This is a genomic window from Methylibium sp. (assembly GCF_013817345.1).
Taxonomy (GTDB): Bacteria; Pseudomonadota; Gammaproteobacteria; order Burkholderiales; family Burkholderiaceae_C; genus Methylibium.
In genome coordinates this window covers 1-17,429 of record NZ_JACDCW010000018.1, presented here as the reverse complement: position 1 = coordinate 17,429, position 17,429 = coordinate 1, and the positions used below count along the sequence as shown (strand labels likewise).

The following is a 17,429-nucleotide window of genomic DNA, read 5'->3' as shown; positions in this document are numbered from 1 at the left end:
CATGGACCTTTCCCGAGCCCGCCTGAAGCAGCGCCTGACCCAGCTCACCACGCTGCAGATCGCGCTGCTGATCTCGTTCGGACTGCATGCCGCGCTGCTGACGGTGCGTTTCGTCGACCCGGAGGCCTTCAACCGCGTGTTCGAGGACACGCCGCTGGAGGTGATCCTCGTCAACGCGCGCTCCACCGAGCCGCCGCTCAAGGCGCAGGCGATTGCACAGGCCGCGTTGGCCGGCGGCGGCGAGGCCAAGGCCGGCCGTGCGACATCGCCGCTGCCGCCCTCGGCGCTCACCGAGGTCGGCGATTCGCTCGAAGACGCGAGCAAGAAGATCCAGACCCTGCATGAGCAGCAAACGCAGTTGCTCGCGCAGATTCGCCGCGAACTCGCGCTGTTGCCACCACCCGACCCGCAACGCGACCAGGGCAACCCCGACGCACGCGCCGCCGCCGACCAGCGCCGGCAGTTGCTGCGCATGCTCGCCGAGATCGAAAAGCGCATCAACGAAGAGAACGCGCGCCCGAAGAAACGCTACATCAGCCCCGCGACCAGCGAGGCGGTGTACGCGATCTATTACGACGTGCTGCGCCGCAAGATCGAGGAGCGCGGCACCCAGAATTTCCCCGAGGAAAAGGGCAAGAAGCTGTACGGCGAGCTGACCATGATGGTCACCGTCGACGCGGCCGGCCAAGTGCTCGAGACCGAGGTGGTGCAGAGCTCCGGCCAGCGTTCGCTCGACCGCCGCGCCGTCGCCATCGTGCGGGCGGCTTCGCCTTTCGGGCCCTTCAGCGCAGCGATGCGCGGGCAGGCCGACCAGATCGTGGTGGTGTCGCGCTTTCGCTTCACCCGTGAAGACGGCCTGGAAACGCGCGTCTTGGCGCCGTCGCAGCCATGAGCGGCACGGGGCCGCTCCCACGGCGCTCGCCCCGCTTCGAAGGGACGACGCAAAGCGTCTCGGGGGCTCGATGAGCGGCGCAGGTAAGCGCGACCGCTATGCGGTGGCGGGCAACCCGGTGGAGCACAGCCGCTCTCCTTTCATCCATGCCCGTTTCGCCGAGCTGACGGGCGAGGCGCTGAGCTATGGCCGCCTGAGCTGTCCGCTCGACCGCTTCGCGGAGACGGTGCGCGCCTTCAGCGCCGGCCAGGAGGCAATCGACACGGCTGCGGCCGCGTCGCCCCTCGCTGCGCCGGGGCCGGCGCGCGGCTGCAACGTCACCGTGCCCTTCAAGTTCGAGGCCGCCGGGCTCGCGCAGCGCCTCACGCCCCGCGCCGCCCTGGCCCAGGCGGCCAACACGCTGCGGTTCGATCCCCCGGAGACAGGCGGCTGGCAGGCCGACAACACCGACGGCGCCGGCCTGGTGGCCGACATCACCGTCCATGCCGGCGTGGCGCTGGCCGGTGCCAGCTTGCTGCTCATCGGCGCTGGCGGAGCCGCAGCCGGCGTGCTCGGGCCGCTGATCGAGGCCGGGCCGCGCCGCCTGGTGCTGGCCAACCGTTCGCCGCAGCGCGCGCAAGCGCTGGTATTGCGTCACGCGGCGCTGGCGGCGCAGCATGGCGTCGAGCTGGCCGACAGCACGCTGGATGCCGCCGGCAGCGGCTTCGACATCGTCGTCAACGCCAGCGCCGCCAGCCTGCAGGGCGCGCCGGTGCCCGTTTCCGGCCGCGTGCTGCGCCGCGGGTGCTTGGCGCTGGACATGATGTACGGGCCCGCAGCCGACGCCTTCCTGGTCTGGGCCCGCGAAGGCGGCGCGCAGGGACGGGACGGCTTGGGCATGCTGGTCGAGCAGGCGGCGGAGTCGTTTCTGTTCTGGCGCGGCGTGCGCCCGCCGACGGCCGAGGTGCTGGCTGAACTTCGCGACGCACTGGCGGCGGGGCGGCCATGAAGAAGACGCTGGTCCGCGCCCTTCTCCTGCTCCTGCTCAGCGCCGTGGCGCTGCAGTTGGTGTTCGTGCTGCGCATTGCGGTCATGCTGGTTCTCGACCCCCAATCCACCGCCTTTCAGCGCACGGAGCTTCGGCGGCTGCTTGCCGAGCCGCAACCTCTGTCCTGGAGCCAGGAATGGCGCCCGTACGAGCGCATCGCGGCCACGCTCAAGCGCGCGGTCATCGCGTCGGAAGACGCCAGCTTCACCGACCACGCCGGCATCGACTGGGAAGCGATCGAGCGCGCCTGGGAGCGCAACGAGCGCGCCCAGGCGCGTGCAGAGCGCGTTCGCGAACAAGCCGAAGCGCGGCAGTCGCGTCTCGCCGCGAGCGGTCGGAAGGTGACGGCGCGCCCGGCATCCGCGCCGCGCATCGTCGGCGGCTCGACCATCACCCAGCAGCTCGCGAAGAACCTGCTGCTCTCGAGCGAGCGCAGTCTGGCGCGCAAGGGTCAGGAGTTCGTGCTGGCGACCTGGCTCGAACTGCTGCTCGGCAAGGAGCGCATCCTCGAGATCTACTTGAACAACGTCGAATGGGGCGAAGGTGTCTTCGGCGCGCAGGCCGCCGCGAGGCGCTACTACCGTACCGATGCGGATCGGCTCGGCGCCACCCAGGCAGCCCGGCTGGCGGTGATGCTGCCGGCGCCCAAGCGCTTCGAGAAACGACCCGGCTCGGCCTATGTGAGCGGCCGAGCCGCCACGATCGTGGCTCGCATGAGCGATGTCGAACTGCCCTGATGAACCGCCCCGCCTTGCGGGGGTCTTCTCCAGCATGCCGTCTTCCACCGTCACCCTCGAAATTGCCGCCACCGCCGCCCGGCTGGTGGTCGAAGAAGGCCTCGAGTACGGCCCGGCCAAGCAGCGCGCGCTCAAGCTGCTAGGCAAGCGCGGCCTGCAGGTCGCGTCCCGCAAGGCTGAGCTGCCCGACAACGACCTGCTCGAGGCCGAGGTCCGCAGCTACCTGGCGCTGTTCTGCGCTGAAACTCAGCCCGGCGAGCTCGCGGCGCTGCGCCGGGTGGCATTGCACTGGATGGAGCGCTTGGCCGAATTCCGGCCTTACGCGACCGGCGCCGTCTGGCGTGGCACCGCCACACGCCTGAACGATGTGCATTTGCAGCTCTACTGCGATGATTCCAAGTCGGCCGAGATCGCGCTGCTAGGCACCGGCGTGCCCTACGACGTGGGCAGCGTCCGCGGCCCGCAGGGGCGCACGGTCGACGTTCTCAGCCTGGCCGAGCGGAGCGTCGCGCTCGGCGAGACGGTCACCGTCCATCTGAGCATCCTCGACCACGACGACCTGCGCGGCGCGCTCAAGCCCGATGCCCAGGGTCGGGCTCAGCGCGGCGACGCCGCTGCGCTGCGTCGGCTGATGGAAACTGAAGCATGACGACCCATGGACCCGTCTCTTCGCGGCGGCGGCGCCTGCTGACCGGCGGCGCGGCCGGGGCGGCGCTGCTCGGCGGCGTGTGGTTATCGCTGCGCCGGCATGCGCCCGACCCGGCGGTCGAAGCTTTCTGGGCCCAGTCCTTCGAGACGCCGCAAGGCGGTCGCCTGGACATGAGCAGCCTGAGGGGTCGTCCCCTGCTGGTGAACTTCTGGGCGACCTGGTGCGCGCCCTGCGTGCGTGAACTGCCGGAGATCGATCGCTTCCACCGCGATTTCGGTGCCCGTGGCTGGCAAGTGGTCGGCTTGGCGATCGACGGGCCGACGCCCGTGCGCGAGTTCCTCGCGCGCATGAATCTGGGTTTTCCGATCGGCCTGGCCGGCCTGGAAGGCACGGCCCTGGTACGCCGACTCGGCAACGAGCGCGGCGGCCTGCCCTTCAGCGTTGCGTTTGATGCCGACGGCCACGTCGCACAGCGCAAACTGGGCGAAACCAGCTACGCCGAACTGGCGGGCTGGGCGCAAGGGGCCGGCTAGCCGCTGTGCGGAACTCCCGGCAGCAGCAAATCTCGCTTTCTGCTCCATTCGCGCGTAAAGTCGCCCCTTCGCTGGCCGATCTGCCGGCATCTCGACCCGCCTGAATGCGCATCCTCGTTCTTCACGGACCCAATCTCAACCTGCTCGGCAGCCGCGAAACCGCGGTTTACGGCAGCACGACTTTGGCCGAAATCGATGCGACGCTGATGGACCGAGCTCAGCAGGCCGGCGCGCAGATCGAGAGTTTCCAAAGCAACCACGAGGGTGCGCTGGTCGACCGGGTGCAGGCGGCGCGCAGCGAAGGCTGCGACTTCATCCTCATCAACCCGGCGGCCTGCACCCACACCAGCGTGGCCTTGCGCGACGCCATGGCCGCGGTGGCGATTCCTTTCGTCGAAGTGCATCTGTCCAACGTGTACCGACGTGAAGCCTTTCGCCGCCAATCGTATTTCTCGGACCTGGCCGAAGGCGTCATCGTCGGTCTGGGCCCGGCGGGCTACCGGCTGGCGCTCGAGTTCGCGCTCGAGCAATTCGGGCAAGGCCCTCGCGCCTGACCGGCGGCGCATTGCCGGCCATGCCGGCGCCCGCTGCCACGTTTTCGTTCAACCACAAGACTTCTGCTGGAGAGAGGCAAGCCCATGGACCTGCGCAAACTCAAGACACTGATCGACCTGGTGTCGGAGTCCAACGTCTCCGAACTCGAGATCACCGAAGCCGACGGCAAGGTCCGCATCGTCAAGAGCCCGCCGCCGTCCGCGCATCCGGTCGCGCCGGTCGGGGCTGCAGCGCCGGTTGCTGCCGCTGCGCCCGCTACACCGCAGGCCGTCGCCCCCGCCGCCGAGCCGGTGATCAGCGGCCACACCGTCAAGTCGCCCATGGTCGGCACCTTCTACCGCTCGGCCAGCCCGGGCGCCAAGCCCTTCGTCGAGATCGGCGGCCAGATCAAGGAAGGCGAGCCGATCTGCATCATCGAGGCGATGAAGATCATGAACGAGATCGAGGCCGACAAGTCGGGCACCGTCACTCAAATCCTGTGCCAGAACGGTCAAGCGGTCGAATTCGGCCAGCCGCTCTACATCATCGAGTAAGGCCAAGCTCTCGATGTTCAAGAAAATCCTGATCGCCAACCGCGGCGAGATCGCCCTGCGCATCCAGCGGGCCTGCCGCGAACTCGGCGTGCGCGCCGTCATTGTTTATTCCGAGGCCGACCGCGACGCCAAATACGTCAAGCTGGCCGACGAATCGGTGTGCATCGGCCCAGCGGCTTCCGCCCTGAGTTACCTCAACATGCCGGCCATCATCTCGGCCGCCGAGGTGACCGACGCCGAAGCCATTCACCCCGGCTACGGCTTCCTGTCGGAGAACGCCGACTTCGCCGAGCGCGTGCAGCAAAGCGGCTTTGTCTTCATCGGCCCGACGCCCGAGGCGATTCGCACGATGGGCGACAAAGTCTCGGCCAAGCAGGCCATGATCCGCTCCGGCGTGCCCTGCGTGCCGGGCTCCGAGAACGCGCTGCCCGACGACCCGAAGGAGATCACGCGCCAGGCGCGCGCCATCGGCTACCCGGTCATCATCAAGGCGTCCGGCGGCGGCGGCGGGCGCGGCATGCGCGTGGTGCACACCGAGGCGGCGCTTCTCCATGCGGTGCTGACCACCCGCGCCGAGGCGGGGGCGGCCTTCGGCAACCCGTCGGTCTACATGGAGAAGTTTCTCGAGAACCCGCGCCACATCGAAATCCAGGTGCTGGCCGACACGCACCGCAACGCGGTCTGGCTCGGGGAGCGCGACTGCTCGATGCAGCGCCGCCACCAGAAGATCATCGAAGAAGCGCCGGCGCCCGGCATCGCGCGCCGCATCATCGAGCGCATCGGCGAGCGCTGCGTGGCGGCCTGCAAGAAGATCGGCTACCGCGGCGCAGGCACCTTCGAATTCCTCTTTGAGGACGGCGAGTTCTACTTCATCGAGATGAACACGCGGGTGCAGGTCGAGCACCCGGTCACCGAACTCGTCACCGGCATCGATATCGTGCAGATGCAGATCCGCGTGGCGGCCGGCGAGAAGCTGCCGTTCACCCAGCGCCAGATCGCCATGCGCGGCCACGCGATCGAATGCCGGGTGAACGCCGAGGATCCGTACAAGTACACGCCCTCTCCCGGGCGCATCACCACCTGGCACCCGCCGGGCGGACCGGGCGTGCGCGTCGACTCTCACGCCTACAGCAACTACTTCGTGCCGCCGCACTACGACTCGATGATCGGCAAGATCATTTGCCACGGCGACACCCGCGAGCAGGCCCTCGCGCGCATGCGCACCGCCCTGCGCGAGACGGTGATCGAAGGCATCCTCACCAACGTGCCGCTGCACCGCGAGCTGATGGTCGACGCCAAGTTCATGGATGGCGGCACCAGCATCCATTACCTCGAAGGCTGGATGAACCAGCGCAAGCGGTGATGGGCCGTGCCGTGCAAGGGGCCGCGCCTCGGTACCGCGTGCCTCGAACGCTTGCAGCCCCGGTGTCCCCGCAGCCCGGCGGGCGCTGAAGGGATCATGGTCGAGCTGCTGTTGCTGGCCGAGGAAACTCAGGTCGAGCGCTTGTCCGACGCCCTGGTCATGGAGCTCGACGCGCTCAGCGTTTCGGTGGAAGACGCCGATGCCGACACTCCGGCCGAGGACGCGCTGTTCGGCGAGCCCGGCCTGCCGGCGCCGAAGGAAGGCTGGCAGCGATCGCGGCTCGCGGCGCTCTTCACCGACGACGCCGCGGCGACCGCTGCCGCCGCCCTGCTGCTGGCACAGGAGTGGGCCGATGGCGTGCAGGTCCAGGCGATCCGTCCGGTGGCCGATCAGGACTGGGTGCGGCTCACGCAGTCGCAATTCGCGCCGGTTGCAATCACGCCCGGCTTCTGGATCGTGCCGTCCTGGCATGCGGCGCCGGCCGCCGCCACGCAGGTGCTGCGCCTGGACCCAGGCCTAGCTTTCGGCACCGGCACCCATCCGACCACACGCATGTGCCTGCGCTGGATCGCCGAGCATGCCGACGCCCTGCGCGGCGCGCGCGTGCTCGACTACGGTTGCGGCTCGGGCATCCTCGCCATCGGCGCGGCCTTGTTCGGCGCCGGGCCGATCGACGCGGTGGACATCGACCCCGCCGCCGTGCAATCGACGCGCGATAACGCACAGGCCAACGGCGTGCCCTGGATCAATGTCGGGCTGCCGGAGCTGGCCGGAGCCGCCCGCGGTGCCTATCCGCTGGTGCTGGCGAACATCCTCGCCACGCCGCTCAAGCTGCTCGCGCCGCTGTTGTCGGCGCACGTGGCGCCGGGAGGCCACTTGGTGCTCGCCGGCATCCTGGAGCGTCAGGCCGAAGAGCTTCAGACGGCCTATGCACCGCTGCTGCGCCTGGAAGTGGTGGCTTCGGACGATGGCTGGATCCTCATGACGGCGCAGCGCGCAGCAGCCGACCGTGACTGAGGCGGCAAGGTGCTGATGGCATCATCTTGCGCATGAGCCTCGCGACCCGCTGCACCGCCTGCGGCACGATCTTCCGCGTCGTGCAGGACCAACTCAAGGTCTCCGAAGGCTGGGTGCGCTGCGGCCGCTGCCAGGAGGTTTTCAATGCGCTCGAGAGCCTGTTCGACCTGGAGCGCGAGGCGCCTCCGCAGCGGCTGATCCGTGCCGCCGCGCCGAGCGCGACCGAGGTGGCAGCGCGCGCCGTCGAAGAGTTCATCGCCAGCCAGCATCCGCCGCTCGGACCTTCGGCTCAGGCCGAAGTGCCGGCGACCCATGAAGACGACGCGATCGAGTCGCGCTTCTTCTCGAAGCCCTTGCCCGGCGACGCCTCGGGCGACGACGCCGATTCGGAGCATCCGGATTTCGCCGATGCGCGTTTTCCGAGCGAGTTTCCGCTCGATGCCGCACTCGACGATGGCGCCGGCGCACCGGCCCCGGAGCCGGCCCAAGCGACGCCGACACAGCCGCGTGTTTCGCAGCGGCAGCGCTGGCGCGAACGCCGCGAACAGCGAGAGCGCGAAAAGATCAACTCGCTGTTCGAAGCCTCGACCAACGACACGTTCGCTAGCCCCGGGCCGAGCACGTCGGTGCTTTATGAGCTGCCGCCCGGCGTCGCGCCGGGTTTCGTGCGTCAGGCCGAGGACGCCGCGCGCTGGCAGCGCCCCCGGGTGCGAGCCTCGCTCGTTGTCGCCGGGCTCCTGCTGCTGGGCGTGCTGTCGGTGCAGGTCGCCGTACAGTTTCGGGACACGATCGCCGCCTACCGGCCGGACGCAAGGCCCGCGCTCGAAGCCTTGTGCGACGTGATGGGCTGCAACGTCGGGCCGCTGCGCCAGCTTGCGGCGCTGACCGTTGAAGCGAGCGGCCTCACCCAGGTCGAAGGCAGTTCGGCCTACCGACTGAGTTTGAGCCTGAACAACCGCGGCCCGGTGGCGGTGGCCCCGCCGGCGATCGAGTTGGGGCTGACCGACGGCAGCGGAGCTTTGATCGCGCGGCGCGCCTTGCTGCCGAGCGACTTTCGCGTCGGTGGCGGGGGCGCGGTCGCCGCAACCCAGGCGCTCGCACCCGGAACCGAGACTCAGTGGCAGGCGCTGCTGAGCACCGGCGATGCGCGGGTCAGCGGCTACACCGTCGAACTGTTTTATCCCTGAGGTTTTCTTCTTCGACGGTCGCTGCCTGCGGTGGCGTCCTCGCTTTCCTTCGATTTCAAGCGGAGTTGTTTCACCATGCCAGCCCTGATCTGCGGTTCGCTCGCTTTCGACACCATCACGACCTTCCCGGGCCGCTTCGCGCAGCAGATCCTGCCCGAGCAGATTCACATCCTGAACGTGTCATTTCTGGTGCCCACGCTCAAGCGCGAGTTCGGCGGCTGCGCCGGCAACATCGCCTACACGCTGCGTGCGTTGGGCGGCGAGCCGGTGGTGCTGGCCGCCCTCGGTGCGGGCGACGGCGACGGCTACCTCGAGCGGCTGCGCGGCTGGGGCGTGAGCACCGAACACGTGAGCCGCATCGAGGACAGCTACACCGCGCAGGCGATCATCATCACCGACCAGGACAACAACCAGATCACCGCCTTCCACCCGGGCGCGATGCAGTTCGCCGAGCGCGCCGTGGTACCGGCGCGCCGCGATCTTGCGCTTGCGATCGTGGCGCCCGACGGCCGTGATGCGATGCTCCAGCATGCGCAGCAGCTCGCCGCCGCCGGCATTCCTTTCGTGTTCGATCCGGGGCAGGGCCTGCCGATGTTCGATGGTGCCGAGCTGCGTCGTTTCGTCGAGCAGGCCACCTGGGTTGCACTCAACGACTACGAGGCGCGCATGCTGTGTGATCGCACCGGCTCGAGCCTCGAAGAACTCTCGCGTTCGCACCTGCGCGGCCTTGTCGTCACGCTCGGCGCCGACGGCTGCGAAATCTGGGAACAAGGCCGCGTGCAACGTGTCGCCGGCGTTGCCGCGAATGCCGTGGTCGACCCCACCGGCTGCGGCGACGCCTTTCGCGGCGCGCTGCTCTATGGCCTGGAGCGCGGCTGGCCGCTTTCGCGTTGCGCAGAACTCGGCAACCGCGTCGGTGCCATCAAGATCGCGAGCCCCGGACCCCAGAATCACGTGATCGATCGCGCCGCGCTCGGCCTTTGAACCTGCACCACAACGTGCTCGACTGCACGCCAGCAACGACACCTGCGCTTGTTCCCTCCGCAGGCTGAGGCGGATTTCACGCCGGCATGCCGCGGCCCTTGCTATCTTCGGCAACAAGCCGAGCGAGGACCGCGTCGGCGCTCGCCGAGACCCTTGCCGATGAACGCGATCACCTGGCTGCTCCTGATCTGCACCGCGCTGGCGCTGGTGGCGTTCACGTGGTGGGGCAGCATGTGGTGGTACGGGCGCAAGCTCGGCGTGCTCCAGCAACGGCTCGACAAGACGCGAGAAGCGGCCACTCAGCATGTGGGCCAGGCGCGCCGCCAGATCGCGCAGTTGCAAAAGGAACTGGTTGCCCGCCCGCCGCTCAGTGAACTGGAGTGCAGCGCACGCGACGCCGCAGCCGCGGCCAGATCGCGCCGGGCGGCGCTCGACCTGAGTCTGGACCAGTCAAGGCCGTCGCGGCTGCCGTCGCACGGCTTTGCCGACACGCAGCCGCTCTAACGGTATGCGTTGGCCCGGTCTTGCAGCGACTCCTGCACTCGTAAATTAAAAAACCCGGCCGCAGCCGGGTTCTCGAACTCGAAGACCGTCGTTCCTCAGGGCTTGGTGCCCGTGGGGAAAGGCCAAGCCGCTTGCGGACTGAGCGTGGTCTTGGCGGCCGGAGCCGCTGGCTTGGCAGCAGGCGCGGCGGGCGCCGACGCAGCCTTCTTCGCAGCCGGCTTCTTCGCTGCTTTCTTGGCAGCCGGCCGCTTGGCCGCAGCCTTCTTGGCAGGCGCCTTCTTGGCAGCCGCTTTCTTCGCAGGCGCCTTTTTAGCTGCCGCTTTCTTCGCGGGAGCCTTCTTGGCAGCGGCCTTTTTCGCCGGTGCCTTGCGCGCAACCTTCTTGGCTGCAGCCTTCTTCGCCGGAGCCTTCTTGGCCGCTGCCTTCTTCGCAGGGGCCTTCTTGGCGGCGACCTTCTTCACCGCGGCCTTTTTCGCCGGGGCTTTTCTGGCCGGAGCCTTCTTCGCCGCTGCCTTCTTCGCAGGGGCCTTCTTCACAGCCGCCTTCTTGGCGGGAACCTTTTTCGCCGGGGCCTTCTTGGCCGCAGCCTTCTTCGCAGTTGCCATCACGATTCTCCTTGATCAAGTTGCAAGAACACCGCACCGCTCGAGCGGCACGGAGATTCACTGCCCATGGGGCTGCCTTGGAGAGACGCTCCGGTGCAGTGAATGAGGTCGTGGGCAATGCGCTGCGCTTTTCGCGTCTGTCGCCTCACCCACAAATCTTGATTCGTTGTTATCTATTCCTTCGTCATGCCCTGCGCGGCGGGCCGCGAAAGGCGATTCAGTCCCACGAGAGCGCGCCGCCCGACTGGTACTCGGTGACGCGGCCCTCGAAGAAATTGGTCTCCTTCTTCAGGTCGATCATTTCGCTCATCCACGGGAACGGGTTTTCCTCGTTCGGGAAGAGCTCCTCCAGGCCGATCTGCGTGGCGCGCCGGTTCGCGATGTAGCGCAGATAGCCCTTGAACATGGATGCGTTCATGCCGAGCACGCCGCGCGGCATGGTGTCTTCGGCATAGCGGTACTCGAGCTCGATGGCCTTGAGGAACAGGGCCTTGATCTCGGCCTTGAACTGCGGTGTCCACAGGCCGGGGTTCTCGAGCTTGATCTGGTTGATGAGGTCGATGCCGAAGTTGCAGTGCATCGACTCGTCGCGCAGGATGTACTGGTACTGCGTGGAAGCACCGGTCATCTTGTTCTGTCGGCCGAGCGCGAGGATCTGCGTAAAGCCGACGTAGAAGAACAGGCCCTCCATCAGGCAGGCGAAGACGATCAGGCTCTTGAGCAGCGTGCGGTCGTTCTCGGGCGTGCCGGTGTGGAAGTGCGGGTCCATGATCGCCTCGATGAAGGGGATCAGGAACTCGTCCTTGTCGCGGATCGACGCGACCTCGTGGTAGGCGTTGAAGATCTCCGCCTCGTCGATGCCGAGCGACTCGACGATGTACTGGTAGGCGTGCGTGTGGATCGCCTCCTCGAAGGCCTGGCGCAGGAGGAACTGGCGGCATTCGGGCGCGGTGATGTGGCGGTAGGTGCCCAGCACGATGTTGTTGGCGGCCAGCGAATCGGCGGTCACGAAGAAGCCGAGGTTGCGCGTGACGATGCGCCGCTCGTCCGGCGTGAGGCCGTTCGGGTCGCGCCAGGTCGCGATGTCGCGAGACATGTTGACCTCCTGCGGCATCCAGTGATTGGCGCAGGTGGCGAGGTACTTTTCCCAGGCCCACTTGTACTTGAACGGCACCAGCTGATTCACATCGGTCTGGCCGTTGATGATGCGTTTGTCGGCCGCGTTGACGCGGCGCGCTTTTTCGATCGGCTTCGCTGTGGCCTCGCTCTTCGAAGGCGGCGGCGCGTCGAACACGGCAGCGCCCGAATCGGACGACGGCACGGAATTCAGGGGTGACGTTTGTGTGGCCCGGGCATCGCGCGGCGATGAGGGCGAATGGCTGTGCGCGGCATCAGCAACAGCAGTGGAGCGAGCGTCGTCTTCCCAGACCAGCATGGTGTGTTTCCTGTGGATGGAATTATCGGAGTGTTGTGTTCAAACACAAAGCACTAGTTGACATTGCGGCGATGAAGTTGTTGCGGTGTCGCATCGCAAACGTCGTTGCTGCGTGCACGCGATGCATCGTCGTGCGTTCGTTGCAAGACGTGCGCGGCGCAGTGCGGCGCATGCATGTGCAGCACTGCCTCGCACTCGGACTGCAACGCGCAACGCGCCGCGCATCGGGTCACTGACAAGCCTCGCAGTCGGGGTTGTCGATCAGACATACCTTCATGTCGGTTGCAGGCACTGCAGCCTCGAACTGCGCCGGCTCGGCGCCCGACATCGCAGCACTGCCGCTCGTGCCCGCGCCGCTCGACACCGCGTTGAGCTGACCCGATTTCACCGTGGATTTCTCGGCATGCGTCGCACCCATCGTGCGCAGGTAGTAGGTGGTCTTGAGACCGCGCTGCCAGGCGAGCTTGTAGGTGTCGTCGAGCTTCTTGCCCGAGGCGCCGGCCATGTAGATGTTGAGCGACTGCGCCTGATCGATCCACTTCTGGCGCCGTGCCGCAGCTTCGACCAGCCACTTCGGCTCGACCTCGAAGGCTGTGGCGTACAGCGACTTCAGCTCTTCGGAGACGCGGTCGATGCGGCGCAACGAACCGTCGAAGTGCTTGAGGTCCATCACCATCACGTCGTCCCACAAGCCCTGCTGCTTGAGGTCGCGCACCAGGTACTCGTTGATTATCGTGAAGTCGCCCGACAGGTTGTTCTTGACCGACAGGTTGGAGAACGAGGGCTCGATGGAAGCATCCACGCCGATGATGTTGGAGATGGTCGCCGTGGGCGCGATCGCTACGCAGTTCGAGTTGCGCATGCCGTGCGACTTGATGCGCTCGCGCAGCAGGTCCCAGTCGAGCGTGCTCGAGCGGTCGACCTCCACCAAGGTGGCGTCCTGCCCCGCGAGCGTGCCGCGCTCCTTGGCCAGCATGTCGAGCGAGTCGATCGGCAGGATGCCGCGGTCCCACAGCGAGCCGGTGTAGCTGGAATAGCGGCCGCGTTCCTGCGCCATCTCGGTCGAAGCCCAGTAGGCGTAGTAGCACACCGCCTCCATCGAGCGATCGGCGTAGTCCACCGCGGCCTGCGAGGCGTAGGGGATGCGCAGTTGGTAGAGGCTGTCCTGGAAACCCATCACGCCCAGGCCGACCGGGCGGTGGCGCAGGTTGGAGTCGCGCGCCTTCTTGACTGCGTAGTAGTTGATGTCGATCACGTTGTCGAGCATGCGCATCGCGGTCGCGACGGTCTTCTTCAGCTTGGCGTGGTCGATCTCCATGCCGTCAGCACCCTGCACGAGGTGTTGCGCCAGGTTCACCGAGCCGAGGTTGCACACCGCGATCTCGCTGGCATTGGTGTTGAGCGTGATCTCGGTGCACAGGTTGGATGAATGCACCACGCCCACGTGCTGCTGCGGCGAGCGCACGTTGCAGGGGTCCTTGAAGGTGATCCAGGGATGGCCGGTCTCGAACAGCATCGAGAGCATCTTGCGCCACAGGTCCGAGGCGCGCAGCGTCTTGAAGAGCTTGATCTCACCGCGGGCGGCCTTGTCTTCGTAGGCGGTGTAGGCCTGCTCGAAGGCGCTGCCGAACTTGTCGTGCAGGTCCGGGCAGTTGGCCGGCGAGAACAGGGTCCAGTTGCCGTTTTCCAGCACCCGCTTCATGAACAGGTCGGGGATCCAGTTGGCGGTGTTCATGTCCGGCGTGCGACGCCGGTCGTCGCCGGTGTTCTTGCGCAGGTCGAGGAACTCCTCGATGTCGAGGTGCCAGGTCTCGAGGTAGGCGCAGACCGCGCCCTTGCGCTTGCCGCCCTGGTTGACCGCGACCGCCGTGTCGTTGACCACCTTCAGGAAAGGCACGACCCCCTGGCTTTCGCCGTTGGTGCCCTTGATGTGGCTACCCAGCGCGCGCACCGGTGTCCAGTCGTTGCCCAGGCCGCCGGCAAACTTGGAAAGCAGCGCGTTTTCCTTGATGGCTTCGTAGATACCGTCGAGGTCGTCGGCCACCGTAGTCAGGTAGCAGCTCGACAACTGCGAGCGGCGGGTGCCGGCGTTGAACAGCGTGGGCGTGCTCGACATGAAGTCGAAGCGCGACAGCACCTCGTAGAACTCGATCGCGCGCGCCTCGCGGTCGATCTCGCCCAGTGCCAGACCCATGGCCACGCGCATGAAGAAGGCCTGCGGCAGTTCGATGCGCGCCTTGTGCAGGTGCAGGAAGTAGCGGTCGTAGAGGGTCTGCAGGCCGAGGTAGTCGAACTGCAGGTCGCGCTCGGGTTGCAGCGCTGCGCCCAGGCGCTTGAGGTCGTACTGCTGCAGGCGTTCGTCGAGCAGTTCGGCCTGCACGCCCTTCTTGATGAAGTCGGGGAAGTACTCGGCGTAGCGCTCGGTCATTTCTTCCTGCAGGACCTCGCCGCCGAGAATCTCGCGACGGATGGTGTGCAGCAGCAGCCGCGCGGTGGCGCGCGTGTACGCCGGATCTTTCTCGATCAGCGTGCGCGCGGCCAGGATCGCCGCCTTGTAGACCTCGTCGATCGGCACGCCGTCATACAGGTTGCGCTGCGTCTCGGCCAGGATCGGCGCGGAGCGCACTTCGGCGCCGAGGCCGGCGCAGGCCGACTCGACCAGCGCGGCGAGCCGGCCCATGTCGAGCGGCACGCGCTGTCCGCGGTCGAGCACGTGCAGGGCGCTCGCAGCGGCCACCGGCAGCTCGCCCTGCTTGCTGCGCTCCTGCGCGCGGCGCTCGCGGTACAGCACGTAGGCGCGCGCCACCTCGTGGTGGCCGCCGCGCATCAAGCCCAGTTCGACCGCGTCCTGGATGTCTTCGATGTGAAAGCTGCCGCCGCTGGGCCGCGAACGGAGCATCGCGCGCACCACCGACTCGGTCAGCGCGTCGACCGTTTCACGCACGCTGGCCGAGGCCGCGCCCTGCGTGCCGTGCACCGCCAGGAAAGCCTTCATCAGCGCGACCGCGATCTTGTTCGGCTCGAACGACACCACCGCGCCGTTGCGGCGAATGATCTGGTAGCCGGCGTAGGCGGAATTGCCGCCTGCCAGCGGCCGCACGCCGGACGCAGGGCTGGTGCCGGCACCCGAGCCGGTGCCACCGACGGAAGGCGACGGGGAAGCGCTGGAGCTGACTGTTTGCATGAGGAATGCCTTTCGGTTCTTGTCGGGGTGGAACATGGATCGGGCGATAAGCGCAGACGATGCGAGGCGCTGCGAGGCAACGCGGATCTGGCTGGCAAAAGGTAAGGTCTAGCAGATGCAGGGGCCGTGTCTCGAATAGGCCGCACGCTGTGCCAGCCGCAAGGGATTTGCAGCCGCACGCCGTGCCGTAGCCGCTTGGCGAGCGCCGCGCCGCAAGCTGCGGCGCACTTTCGTGGAGGAAAGCACAGGAGGGCTTTTCACGAGGGCTTCTTGCACAACGAACCAGTGCGCAAGCGCTTGAATCAGGCGTTGAAGAATAGCATCTCGGGACACTATATCTAGCGTTTCCTGGAGCCACAAGCGCTAGCGGTAGTGTTTTACACGGAGTTCACACGCGGCGAAAAGCGGCGTAGGAAAAGCGGCCGGCACCGGCCCTCGATTGCTAGAGATCACTGCGCTTTTGCGGCGCTGCCGCGAGCGTCGAACCCGCTTGCTGCAGCGTGACTCAAGCCGCCGGCGACGCGAACGCAGCGGGGAAAAATCGCTCGACCCAGCCGGTCTGCGTTTGCAGGCGCTTCCAGTCGAAGCCCGCGCCGGGATCGCACTTGCGCCCTGGCGCGACGTGCTCATGGCCGACCACTTCAGTCAGGGGCAGCTCGGTCGCAAGCGCCTTCAGCAGTTGCACGAGGCTCGCATACTGCGCCGCCTCGAAGGACTCGCCTTCCAAGCCTTCGAGCTCGATACCCACCGAGTAGTCGTTGCAGTTTTCGCGGCCCCGCCAGACCGACCTCCCGGCATGCCAGGCCCGGTCACGGACCGAAACGAATTGCAGCGATTCGCCGTCGCGGCGGATCACGAAATGCGAAGACACCTCGAAGCCGCGGATCTGCTCGAAGTACGGGTGTGCGCTCCAGTCGAGGCGGTTGGTGAACAGGCGCTCGATCTCGTCACCGCCGTACACGCCGGGCGGCAGGCTGATCGAGTGGATCAGCGCCAGGGTGACCCCTGTGCCGTGCGGCCTCGGGCCGTGGTTGGGCGAATCGATGCGGCGTGCACCGGACCACCAACCGTGCTGCCAGTCCGTCGCCACGCCGCTCACGCGCCCTCGCGGCTGCGACGCTGCGCGTCGTCGACGTCGGCGGACTCGACGAGCGGCTCCACCGCGAAACCGTGCTCGGCCACCTGCACGCCCAGGCGCGCCATGCGGTAGCGCATCTGGCGAAGCGACAAGCCCAGGCTGGCACCGGCCGCCGTGCGGTTGAAGCGGTAGCGCTCTAGTGCGCGGATGAGGATGTCGCGCTCCACCCCATCGAGGTAGACGGCCAGGTCGCCGGGCAAGGGTGCCGGCAGCGCCGGTGTCGGCGCCTCGGGCGCCTGATTCACCGGCGGCTCGGGCTCGAGCGCCACGGACTCGCCCCTGTCGATATCACCGAAGACCGACTCCGGCAAACCAAGGTCGGCCACGTCGATCGCTTCGCCGTCGGACAACGCCACCGCACGGTGCAGCAGGTTCTCGAGCTCACGCACATTGCCGCCGAAGGGATAGCGCATCAAATAGGCCAGCGCCTCGCGCGTCAGCTGCGGCGGCGGGCCGACGCCCGCATCGGCGGCAATGCGCTCGAGCACCTGCTGGCAGATCGCCGGCAGATCCTCGAGCCGCTCGCGCAGCGCCGGCACGCGAATCTGGATCACATTGAGCCGGTAGTAAAGATCCTGGCGGAAGCCCCCGGCCTGCACCTCGGCGGCAAGGTTCTTGTGCGTCGCGCTGACGATGCGCACGTCCAGCGGCAACTCCTGCGTGGCGCCGACCGGGCGCACCGAACGCTCCTGGATCGAACGCAGCAGCTTGCTCTGCATCGACAGCGGCAGGTCGCCGATCTCGTCGAGGAACAGCGTGCCACCGCGCGCCGCCTGGAAGAAGCCGTCGCGGTCTTCGTTGGCGCCGGTGAAGGCACCCTTGCGGTAGCCGAAGAACTCGGCCTCGAGCAACTGCTCGGGAATCGCGCCGCAGTTGACCGCGATGAAGGGCTGCGCCCGGCGCACGCTCACGTCGTGGATGGCGCGCGCGACCAGCTCCTTGCCGGTGCCCGACTCGCCCTGCACCAGCACCGGCGCCATGCTGCGCGCCACCTTCTCGATTAGGGCGCGCACTTGCTCCATGGCTGCCGAATTCCCCGCCATGCGGGCGAGCGCACCGCGCGGCGCCGCTGCGGCGGTCGCCGGC

At 67.4% G+C, this 17,429-nt stretch carries 17 protein-coding genes; 12 read left to right on the top strand and 5 right to left on the bottom strand.

The window, feature by feature from the left end; all coding sequences use genetic code 11:
* The first annotated feature begins 1 nt into the window (after position 1).
* From H0W40_RS05260 to H0W40_RS05205, 12 genes are all read left to right on the top strand, one after another.
* Complete coding sequence (locus H0W40_RS05260; RefSeq protein WP_292443934.1) at positions 2 to 892, top strand: energy transducer TonB; 891 nt, start codon at positions 2 to 4, stop codon at positions 890 to 892.
* A gap of 70 nt (positions 893 to 962) precedes the next feature.
* Positions 963 to 1,880 carry a shikimate dehydrogenase gene (aroE, locus tag H0W40_RS05255; RefSeq protein ID WP_292443933.1) on the top strand — a complete coding sequence of 306 codons (918 nt, stop codon included), beginning with the start codon at positions 963 to 965 and terminating at the stop codon, positions 1,878 to 1,880.
* Positions 1,877 to 2,656, top strand: a complete 780-nt coding sequence (locus tag H0W40_RS05250) for a transglycosylase domain-containing protein (protein ID WP_292443931.1) — start codon at positions 1,877 to 1,879, stop codon at positions 2,654 to 2,656. Before aroE ends, H0W40_RS05250 begins: the two co-directional genes overlap by 4 nt.
* A 34-nt stretch (positions 2,657 to 2,690) precedes the next feature.
* The gene (locus H0W40_RS05245; protein WP_292443929.1) at positions 2,691 to 3,305 is read left to right on the top strand and encodes a hypothetical protein; all 615 of its coding nucleotides are present in this window, start codon (positions 2,691 to 2,693) and stop codon (positions 3,303 to 3,305) included.
* Positions 3,302 to 3,838: a TlpA disulfide reductase family protein gene (locus H0W40_RS05240; RefSeq protein ID WP_292443927.1), complete on the top strand. Its 537-nt coding sequence runs from the start codon at positions 3,302 to 3,304 to the stop codon at positions 3,836 to 3,838. Before H0W40_RS05245 ends, H0W40_RS05240 begins: the two co-directional genes overlap by 4 nt.
* 104 nt (positions 3,839 to 3,942) lie before the next feature.
* Positions 3,943 to 4,392: a type II 3-dehydroquinate dehydratase gene (gene aroQ, locus H0W40_RS05235; protein ID WP_292443924.1), complete on the top strand. Its 450-nt coding sequence runs from the start codon at positions 3,943 to 3,945 to the stop codon at positions 4,390 to 4,392.
* Between the two features lie 84 nt (positions 4,393 to 4,476).
* Entirely contained in the window at positions 4,477 to 4,926 is a 450-nt protein-coding gene (gene accB, locus H0W40_RS05230; RefSeq protein ID WP_292443922.1) for an acetyl-CoA carboxylase biotin carboxyl carrier protein, read from the top strand.
* A gap of 13 nt (positions 4,927 to 4,939) precedes the next feature.
* Positions 4,940 to 6,289 (top strand): acetyl-CoA carboxylase biotin carboxylase subunit, encoded by a 1,350-nt coding sequence (accC, locus tag H0W40_RS05225; protein WP_292443920.1) that lies wholly within the window; start codon positions 4,940 to 4,942, stop codon positions 6,287 to 6,289.
* 96 nt (positions 6,290 to 6,385) lie between these two features.
* On the top strand, positions 6,386 to 7,306 hold the full coding sequence (gene prmA, locus H0W40_RS05220) for a 50S ribosomal protein L11 methyltransferase (RefSeq protein WP_292443918.1): 921 nt from the start codon (positions 6,386 to 6,388) through the stop codon (positions 7,304 to 7,306).
* 32 nt (positions 7,307 to 7,338) lie between these two features.
* The gene (locus H0W40_RS05215; protein WP_292443916.1) at positions 7,339 to 8,493 is read left to right on the top strand and encodes a zinc-ribbon and DUF3426 domain-containing protein; all 1,155 of its coding nucleotides are present in this window, start codon (positions 7,339 to 7,341) and stop codon (positions 8,491 to 8,493) included.
* A 75-nt stretch (positions 8,494 to 8,568) separates the two neighbouring features.
* Entirely contained in the window at positions 8,569 to 9,477 is a 909-nt protein-coding gene (locus H0W40_RS05210) for a carbohydrate kinase family protein (RefSeq protein WP_292443915.1), read from the top strand.
* Between the two features lie 159 nt (positions 9,478 to 9,636).
* Positions 9,637 to 9,981 carry a hypothetical protein gene (locus tag H0W40_RS05205; RefSeq protein ID WP_292443914.1) on the top strand — a complete coding sequence of 115 codons (345 nt, stop codon included), beginning with the start codon at positions 9,637 to 9,639 and terminating at the stop codon, positions 9,979 to 9,981.
* Positions 9,982 to 10,076: 95 nt separating this feature from the next.
* Here H0W40_RS05205 and H0W40_RS05200 read toward each other — a convergent pair whose 3' ends face one another.
* The 5 genes from H0W40_RS05200 to H0W40_RS05180 form a co-directional block, all read right to left on the bottom strand.
* Positions 10,077 to 10,586 (bottom strand): histone H1-like DNA-binding protein, encoded by a 510-nt coding sequence (locus tag H0W40_RS05200; RefSeq protein WP_292443913.1) that lies wholly within the window; start codon positions 10,584 to 10,586, stop codon positions 10,077 to 10,079.
* Between the two features lie 217 nt (positions 10,587 to 10,803).
* On the bottom strand, positions 10,804 to 12,021 hold the full coding sequence (locus H0W40_RS05195) for a ribonucleotide-diphosphate reductase subunit beta (RefSeq protein ID WP_292443911.1): 1,218 nt from the start codon (positions 12,019 to 12,021) through the stop codon (positions 10,804 to 10,806).
* A gap of 229 nt (positions 12,022 to 12,250) precedes the next feature.
* Positions 12,251 to 15,205, bottom strand: a complete 2,955-nt coding sequence (locus H0W40_RS05190; RefSeq protein ID WP_292443910.1) for a ribonucleoside-diphosphate reductase subunit alpha — start codon at positions 15,203 to 15,205, stop codon at positions 12,251 to 12,253.
* 505 nt (positions 15,206 to 15,710) lie between these two features.
* Positions 15,711 to 16,304 (bottom strand): 1,6-anhydro-N-acetylmuramyl-L-alanine amidase AmpD, encoded by a 594-nt coding sequence (ampD, locus tag H0W40_RS05185; protein WP_292443909.1) that lies wholly within the window; start codon positions 16,302 to 16,304, stop codon positions 15,711 to 15,713.
* On the bottom strand, positions 16,301 to 17,429 hold a 1,129-nt coding region (locus H0W40_RS05180; protein WP_292443907.1), incomplete at its 5' end, for a sigma-54-dependent Fis family transcriptional regulator. The genes ampD and H0W40_RS05180, both read right to left, overlap by 4 nt.